The following is a 7,612-nucleotide window of genomic DNA, read 5'->3' on the forward strand; positions in this document are numbered from 1 at the left end:
AATATCCTTGCCGGCGTCGATGGCGGCAAGGGTCGGCACCAAACCGGCCGACCCCACCATGGCACCCAGTACCATGTCGGTTTCCGGGCAGGTGGCAGCTTCGACATACCCCGCTTCTCCGAAAACAATCTCTACGTCCATGGCCGGAGGCAGCAGCGCCCTCAATTGCCTGGCGTGGTCAGCGTCGACCACGGCGGCCAACCGGGGGGTGAATTCGACAATCTGCCGGGCCAGCGCGGCCACATGGGTCTTCGCCGTAAGCGCGTTCACCGTAAAATGATCCGGGAATTGACGTATAATTTCAAGGGCATTGGAGCCAATGGAACCGGTTGCACCCAGAATGGAAAGTGATTTCATGGTCGTTTGGTCTCTGGCAACGAATTTATAATTCCGATCAGAATATACTGATTTTCAACAGATAGGCAAGCGGAGAGGCGAACAGAAGGGCATCCAGCCGGTCGAGAAACCCTCCGTGGCCAGGAAGCAGCGTGCCGGAGTCTTTGATGCCGGCCGATCGTTTGAATTCAGATGCAAACAGGTCACCCACCTGTCCGGCAATGCCGATGACCAGTGCAAAAACAATGCATGGCAGGGCCGCCAGGGAAGGAAGCAGCAACATTTTAAACAGCAGGGCTACCCCGACATTGGCGGTCAGTCCGCCCATGCTGCCCTCGATTGTTTTTTTGGGGCTGACCCAGGGGCAAAGCTTGTGGCGACCCAGGTAGGTGCCTGAATAAAACGCCCCGGTGTCACCGGCGGCCACGATGCAAAGTATCCAGAAAATCCAGCCGGCACCGCTCTCGTCGAAGCGAATGAGGACCAAAAAAGATAGAAAAACAGGAATATAAACCAGCCCCAGCACCTGCTTGGCCACCAGGTGGGGGGCCTGGATATCGTTCTTGAAAAGGGGTAGGGTCAACCCGGCCACGACGATCAGATCCACAGCCATAATCAGCGGCACCTGGATCATCGCGCCCAGGTATACCGACCAGACGATAACCGGTGACAGACAGAGCCCGAGCAGCGGAATCAGTCGCATGGGGCCGTCGGCGCCTGGTTTAAAAACCGCCCGGTAATACTCCCACAGGGTCACCAGGCTGACGGCGGCAATCAACAGGGTAAAGACGATACCGCCGGCCGAAACCAGCAGGTAGATGATCGGCAGGGCGACAATTCCGGTGATCCAGCGTTTCAGATGCATGGGGGTGCTTTATCCTAGCCCGGATAAACCGGAAACAAAAAATTGCGAGCACTAGGTCTTGAATAAATAACAAACTACAAATCCCAAATTTCAAATAAACGACAAATTACAATATCAAAATATCAAACTCAAATAAGGCCCAAAACTAACAGAAATGTCCTTTCTTCAAAATCATGGGATTGGAATTTTGAACTTTTAGTTATTGTGATTTATGTCATTTGATTTTTGGCTATTGTTATTTGTTTTTATTTCTGACGTAAAAACACGAATTTCACAATTAACCGACTGTAGCCTAATCTGATGCAGGTACCGCACCGAAACGACGTTCTCGATGCTGGTAATCCTTGAGGATCGTCACGAACTCATCCTCACCAAAATCGGGCCATAGAGTCGGTGTAAAAAAGATTTCCGAATAGGCGATCTGCCAAAGGAGGAAATTACTGATGCGCATCTCACCGCTGGTCCGGATCAACAGGTCCACGTCCGGCATCCCCCGGGTATACAGGTGGTCGGCAATGGTCTCGGAGGTTATCTCAGCCGGATCGAGGGCATCCTGTCGGGCTTTGGAAGCGATCTGTTTGACCATCTCGACGATTTCCGTGCGGGCCCCGTAACTGAGGGCCAGGTTCAAGACCATCTTCTTATTGTTTGCGGTGGCATCCATGACCGCCTTGAGGTTGTCGCGGACTGCTTTGGGAAGGCGTTCAATCTGACCGATGGTGTTGAGCCGGATCTCATTGTCGATCATAGTCTGGCGTTCAGACGCTAAAAAACGCCGGAGCAACAGCATGAGCCCGGAGATTTCAGGCCGGGGTCGCTGCCAGTTTTCGGTGGAGAAGGCATAGAGGGTAAGCGCAGCGATATTGAGCTTGCGGGCGGTTTGCACGATGGTACGCACGGCCTCCGCCCCTTTTTCGTGCCCGTTGATACGGTTCAGCAAGCGTTTTCTGGCCCAGCGGCCATTGCCGTCCATAATAATGGCAACGTGTTTGGGCATCCGGTCGGGGTCGAGTTCATTCCGCGTTGAAGTGGAAGAACTAGAATTCAAGGATCTCTTTCTCTTTGTTTTTGTATATCTCGTCTATGCGGTTGATATACTCATCGGTGACTTTCTGGACACTGTCCTGGGCCTTGAAGGCATCGTCTTCCGAAATATCGCCGTCTTTTTTAAAGCCCTTGAGCAACTCGTTGGAATCCCTACGGATGTTACGTGTGGCGATCTTGTGTTCTTCACACATCTTGCTGACCACCTTGACCAGTTCTTTGCGGCGCTCCTCGGTCAGGGGCGGGATGGAAATACGGATCAGTTTGCCGTCACTGGACGGGGTCAGACCAAGATCGGATTTCAAAATGGCCTTCTCGATCTCCTTGATGGCGGAAACATCCCATGGCTGAATGACAATCAGGCGGCTTTCGGGCACCGATAGTGAAGCCATCTGGTTCAGTTGGGTCTGCGTACCGTAGTAATCCACCCGGATACCGTCCAGGAGAGACAGCGACGCCCGGCCGGTCCTTACTCGTTTTAGCTCGTTTTTGAGATCGGTGATGGTTTTGCCCATCCGGTCTTTGGTTTCCTGAAGTGTAGATTCAATCATGGCTCGGTCACCTCGTTCGTAGGCGGCGCTTTATGCATTGTTTTATCAATATTTAGATTATCCTCCGATGGTAGTTCCGACATCTTCTCCGCTGACCACCTTTTGAATGTTTCCCTTTTCTTTCAGGTTAAACACCATCAAGGGCAGATGATTGTCCATGGCCAGGGAAATGGCCGTCATGTCCATGACCCGCAGTTGTCGTTCAAGCACTTCCATGTAACTAATGGTTTTGATGAACCGGGCTTCGGTATTGCGTTCGGGGTCGGAGTCGTACAGACCGTTGACCTTGGTAGCTTTGAGCAAAATCTCCGCATGAATTTCCTTGGCACGCAGAACCGCAGCCGTGTCGGTAGTGAAATAGGGATTTCCGGAACCGGCGGCAAAGATGACGACCCGCCCTTTTTCCAAGTGCCGCAATGCCCGGCGGAGAATATACGGTTCGGCCACCTCATGCATGGAAATAGCCGTCTGCACCCGTGTCTGAATGCCCCGTTTCTCTAACGCATCCTGCAGGGCCAGACTGTTAAGTACCGTGGCCAGCATGCCCATGTGATCGGCCGATGTCCGCTCCATGCCAAAAGAACCGGCCGCCACGCCGCGAAAAATATTACCACCGCCGACCACAATGGCCAACTGCACATCCAGGTCAACAATGGAGCGGACTTCCTCCGCCACGAAGGCGAGCATGGTGGGGCAGATGCCGAAGCCCTGATCGCCCATCAGGGCTTCACCACTTAGCTTGAGCAGGATCCGTTTGAATTTGGCTGCCACCGCTATTCCGTTCCGATTTGAAATCTGGCAAATCGTTTAATGGTGATTTTCTCACCGGTTCTGGCGATCACTTCGTTGAGGTAGTCGGCGATGGTCTTATCCGGTTCCTTAACGTACTGCTGGTTCATCAGGCAGCTGTCCTTGAAGAACTTGTTCAGCTTGCCCTCGGCAATCTTCTCGACCATCTGCTCGGGCTTGCCCATTTCAAGAACCTGCGCCTTGTAGATTTCTCGTTCGCGGTCGACCACCGACTGGGGGACATCTTCGGGAACGATGCCCACCGGATTGGTGGCGGCGATATGCATGGCGAGGTTTTTGGTAAATTCGTTAAAATCATCCGTCTTGGCCACAAAATCGGTTTCGCAGTTCACTTCCACCATGACGCCGATCTTGCCGCCCATATGAATGTATGACTGTACGGTGCCTTCGGAGGTGGCCCGGCCGGCCCGTTTGGCTGCGGTGGCTATTCCTTTTTTTCTCAGGAAATCGATGGCCTTTTCAAGGTCACCGTCACACTCGCCCAGGGCTGTTTTACAATCCATGATACCGGCGCCGGACTTCTCCCGGAGTTCTTTGACCATTGCTGCACTGATACCTGACATGTGAATTATTCTCCCGTCGATTCTGCTTTTGAGGATGCGGCTTTTGAGGATGCGGCTTCTGTGGGTGCGGCTTCTGTGGGTGCGGCTTCTGTGGGTGCGGCTTTTGTGGGTGCGGCTTCTGTGGGCGCGGCTTCTGTGGGCGCGGCTTCTGTGGGCGCGGCTTCTGTGGGTGCGGCTTCTGTGGGCGCGGCTTCTGTGGGCGCGGCTTCTGTGGGTGCGGCTTCTGTGGGCGCGGCTTCCTCTGTAGGTTCAATATTTTCGGCAGGGACGGTGCCTTTGCGGATAATTTCGACCACCGGCCCGTCGGTGCCATCGGAGATCACCTTGCGTTCACCAGGCTTGAGTTCCGCCGCGGCGGTCTCCAGTTCGGTTTCTTCTTCACCCTTGTCTGCTTTTGCCTGCTGGCGTTCATTGTACCGATCCTTGCCCTCGATACAGGCATCGGCCATTTTCGAGGTAACCAGACGAATGGCCCGAATGGCGTCGTCATTTCCGGGAATGACGTGATCGATCAATTCGGGGTCGCAGTTGGTGTCCACGATGGCCACGAGGGGGATGCCCAGGCGGCGCCCCTCACGCACGGCAATGGCTTCATTTCCCGGATCGATGATGACAATGGCACCGGGCAGTTTGGTCATGGTGCGGATACCACCTAACGTGCTGTCCAGTTTCGAGCGTTCCTTGCCCAGTTTCAGGCGTTCTTTCTTGGGGAACAGACTGATGGATCCATCGTTTTCGATGGTGTTGAGGTAATTCAGGCGGTCAATGCTTTTCTTAATGGTCTGAAAATTAGTCAGCATACCACCCAGCCAGCGGTTTTGAACATAAAACATTTCGGCCCGGTTGGCCTCTTCGTATATGGATTCACGGGCCTGTTTCTTTGTGCCCACGAACAGGACCGACTTCCCGGATGCTGCCGTGTCCACGATGAAGTCATAGGCATCCCTGAACATTCTCACGGTTTTTTGCAGATCGATGATGTAGATGCCGTTTCTGGCCCCAAAAATGTATGGTTTCATCTTGGGGTTCCAGCGTTTGGTCTGGTGACCGAAATGGACACCGGCTTCCAGCAGTTCTTTCATTGTTACGTAAGCCATTGCTTTCTCCTTGTGGGTTGGTTTTTCCTTCGCCCGCTTCACGCCTGAATCCGACTTTCCGAAGAAAGCACCGGGATCAGGTCCACGAGCGTGTGGTTTTAAAACCAGTTTAGATAACAAAATTAGTATGGAGCCGCAAGCCTAAAATGACGAATCGTCGATTCGTTCGGTCGATCGCCTGAAGGCCGAATCCTTTTCGGGGGGCAAAAGGTTGTTTTTTTTCGCTCCCGACCAATCAAGCCAATTAAACCAAATCTGAGCGATTGTCGAGCTTGCCGCAGATTCAAGGCAGATGTCGTCGAGCTATAGTGGACTATGCGCGACGATATCTAACGCCGAAGAGGTGGTGATCCGCCTGAGGCGGATAAAGATCGGCAAACCCATTGGGTTTCACCTTTTGAATACAACAATCGATAGTACCCAACCGTGATCGTTACCAATCGACCTTCTTCGAGAAAGGTGAATCGCTCAGTTTGGGTGCCAGTAAGGTGGTGAAAACAGCGCAGAGCCTCGACCGAGGCTCTGCGCTATTTGGTTTGTGACGCGCCTCTCTATCCCGCAGACAATTCCCGGTCAACCACCATTGACGGATTCGTAAACAGCCCGATATCTGCGTTACGCTTCATCCTTCGTCACTGCGGAGTACCGTAAGGACACTGCCTACGGCACCCGCGATAGCGGTATTCTCAGGATGGAACATGAATGTTCGCCGAAAGGATGGCGATCGATTTATTGTTCGCTCGCTCAAGCTCGCTATCGCGGCCCGCAAGCCTTGATCTCGGCCTCATTACGAAGCCGTCGGAAATTCGACTTTTTACGGGTTAATCAATTGTTATCATGTCAGTCGCTTCTGAATGATCGCTTTAGGCACCACCCGGATGCTACAATTCCATGAGCTGCCCGCCGGTAATGTTGATGGCCTGGCCGGTCATGTAGGCAGCGCGTTCCGACGCCAGAAAAACCACCAGGTCCCCCACTTCATCCGGATGGCCGATGCGGCCCAAAGGGATGGTTTTGCACATTTCTTTCTCCCTTTCTTCTATAGTCGAACCGAAGAACTGTGCTTCCAAACCGAAGCGCCATTTTTCGAGGTCCGTGGCAATTTGTCCCGGGCAGATGGCGTTGACCCGAACACCGTTGCCGGCCAATTCCGCAGCCATGACCTTGGTGAGCATGATCACGCCGGCCTTGGCCACGGCGTAGGCGCCGTTGAACAGGGCCGGCACCTTGCCGGCCCGGGAGGCGGTGTTTACGATCACGCCCCCACCCGGGATCATCATCGGAAGCACTGCGCGGCTGACGCGGAAGACGCCATGCAGGTTCACGTCGATGGTCTTCATCCATGCGCTTTCATCATAGGTATGCACAGCATTGGGCACGCCAAAAGAGGCTCCGGCGTTGTTCACCAGAATGTGAACGGCGTCGAACCGCCCGGCGATGGTTTTCACCATGCGGGTAACACTGTCAGGGCGGGTGACGTCGAGATTGACGGCCATGGTTTCGACCGAATGGGTTCGGGCGATTTCCCGGGCGATATCCGCCATTTCACTTTCATCCCCGGTCCTGACCGCCAACTCCGGGTCCGCATTCAGCCCCAGGTCGGCGATGACCAGATTGGCCCCTTCGGCGGCCAGTTTGCGTGCCACGGCATAACCGATACCGGACCGTTTGCCGGAACCGGTCACCACCGCGGTTTTCCCGGCGAGCAATTTTTTCATGTTTCCTCCTGGTCGTTGGTGTGATGCAAAGATGGTAGGAATCAGAATCAAGACGGTTCGTCGAGCACCATTCGGTATTTGATCACCAATCTAATTACGAGTCATGGTCAATAAAAAATTTAGCTTATGGAGCCCGATCGGATCGATTGCCCGGCCACCTGATTGACCAGCGTATGGGTCGATCCTCATGCAGTTGGGACCAGTCGCCATCGGGGGGGCGCCCGGTGGCCAAAATTATGCGCAAGGCAGTCTTGCACAGCTGAAATGAGGATGATGATTACTTTTGAATATTTTTTTGGCAGGCAATTTGCTGTGACAGGGAGCAAGCGAAGGTTGTCAATGTCGAAAAGCGAACCACTAACTTGCACAAAATAATGTATATACAGCGTTTTTTCTATATCTTTGAGTTTAACCGGCGACAGGGAGGCTAAAGGAACGAGTGTTTTCATCGATACAAAAAGTGAACAAAGCGTACACCGAAGTGAAAAAATTGGAGCTGACGGCTAAATCACATTGTTTGCATACTGATTACCAAAAGGAGACGCAATGACCCCTCACAACATTTCGAGACGAACATTTTTGAAGTACTGCGGCAGCGTGGCGGCGGCACTGGGCCTTTCTCAGACCA

The 7,612-nt window shown here is 53.3% G+C and carries 7 protein-coding genes and 2 pseudogenes; 1 reads left to right on the top strand and 8 read right to left on the bottom strand.

The window, feature by feature from the left end; all coding sequences use genetic code 11:
• The 8 genes and pseudogenes from QNK41_RS03145 to QNK41_RS03180 form a co-directional block, all read right to left on the bottom strand.
• A pseudogene (locus QNK41_RS03145) lies at positions 1–357 on the bottom strand (1-deoxy-D-xylulose-5-phosphate reductoisomerase); the annotation flags it as partial.
• Positions 358–394: 37 nt separating this feature from the next.
• Positions 395–1,201 carry a phosphatidate cytidylyltransferase gene (locus tag QNK41_RS03150; protein WP_319253663.1) on the bottom strand — a complete coding sequence of 269 codons (807 nt, stop codon included), beginning with the start codon at positions 1,199–1,201 and terminating at the stop codon, positions 395–397.
• Positions 1,202–1,493: 292 nt separating this feature from the next.
• The gene (locus tag QNK41_RS03155) at positions 1,494–2,198 is read right to left on the bottom strand and encodes an isoprenyl transferase (RefSeq protein ID WP_319253665.1); all 705 of its coding nucleotides are present in this window, start codon (positions 2,196–2,198) and stop codon (positions 1,494–1,496) included.
• Positions 2,199–2,238: 40 nt separating this feature from the next.
• Positions 2,239–2,796, bottom strand: a complete 558-nt coding sequence (frr, locus tag QNK41_RS03160; protein WP_319253667.1) for a ribosome recycling factor — start codon at positions 2,794–2,796, stop codon at positions 2,239–2,241.
• Between the two features lie 57 nt (positions 2,797–2,853).
• Positions 2,854–3,567 (bottom strand): UMP kinase, encoded by a 714-nt coding sequence (pyrH, locus tag QNK41_RS03165; protein ID WP_319253669.1) that lies wholly within the window; start codon positions 3,565–3,567, stop codon positions 2,854–2,856.
• Between the two features lie 2 nt (positions 3,568–3,569).
• A complete protein-coding gene (gene tsf, locus QNK41_RS03170; protein WP_319253671.1) occupies positions 3,570–4,169 on the bottom strand; it encodes a translation elongation factor Ts in 600 nt (199 codons plus the stop codon).
• 230 nt (positions 4,170–4,399) lie between these two features.
• Positions 4,400–5,266 (bottom strand): annotated as a pseudogene (rpsB, locus tag QNK41_RS03175) (30S ribosomal protein S2); the annotation flags it as partial.
• Positions 5,267–6,147: 881 nt separating this feature from the next.
• On the bottom strand, positions 6,148–6,984 hold the full coding sequence (locus QNK41_RS03180) for an SDR family NAD(P)-dependent oxidoreductase (protein WP_319253673.1): 837 nt from the start codon (positions 6,982–6,984) through the stop codon (positions 6,148–6,150).
• Positions 6,985–7,530: 546 nt separating this feature from the next.
• On the opposite strand from QNK41_RS03180, the gene QNK41_RS22940 reads away from it, so the two are divergent.
• Positions 7,531–7,612: twin-arginine translocation signal domain-containing protein (locus QNK41_RS22940; RefSeq protein ID WP_413815109.1), on the top strand; the 82-nt coding region annotated here is incomplete at its 3' end.

The organism is Desulfosarcina sp. (assembly GCF_033791525.1).
Taxonomy (GTDB): Bacteria; Desulfobacterota; Desulfobacteria; order Desulfobacterales; family Desulfosarcinaceae; genus Desulfosarcina.

Coding starts and splice junctions, on each gene's coding strand:
- QNK41_RS03150 (WP_319253663.1), bottom strand. CDS start 1,201: ATGCATCTGAAACGCTGGATCACCGGAATTGTCGCCCTGCCGATCATC.
- frr (WP_319253667.1), bottom strand. CDS start 2,796: ATGATTGAATCTACACTTCAGGAAACCAAAGACCGGATGGGCAAAACC.
- QNK41_RS03155 (WP_319253665.1), bottom strand. CDS start 2,198: ATGCCCAAACACGTTGCCATTATTATGGACGGCAATGGCCGCTGGGCC.
- QNK41_RS03180 (WP_319253673.1), bottom strand. CDS start 6,984: ATGAAAAAATTGCTCGCCGGGAAAACCGCGGTGGTGACCGGTTCCGGC.
- tsf (WP_319253671.1), bottom strand. CDS start 4,169: ATGTCAGGTATCAGTGCAGCAATGGTCAAAGAACTCCGGGAGAAGTCC.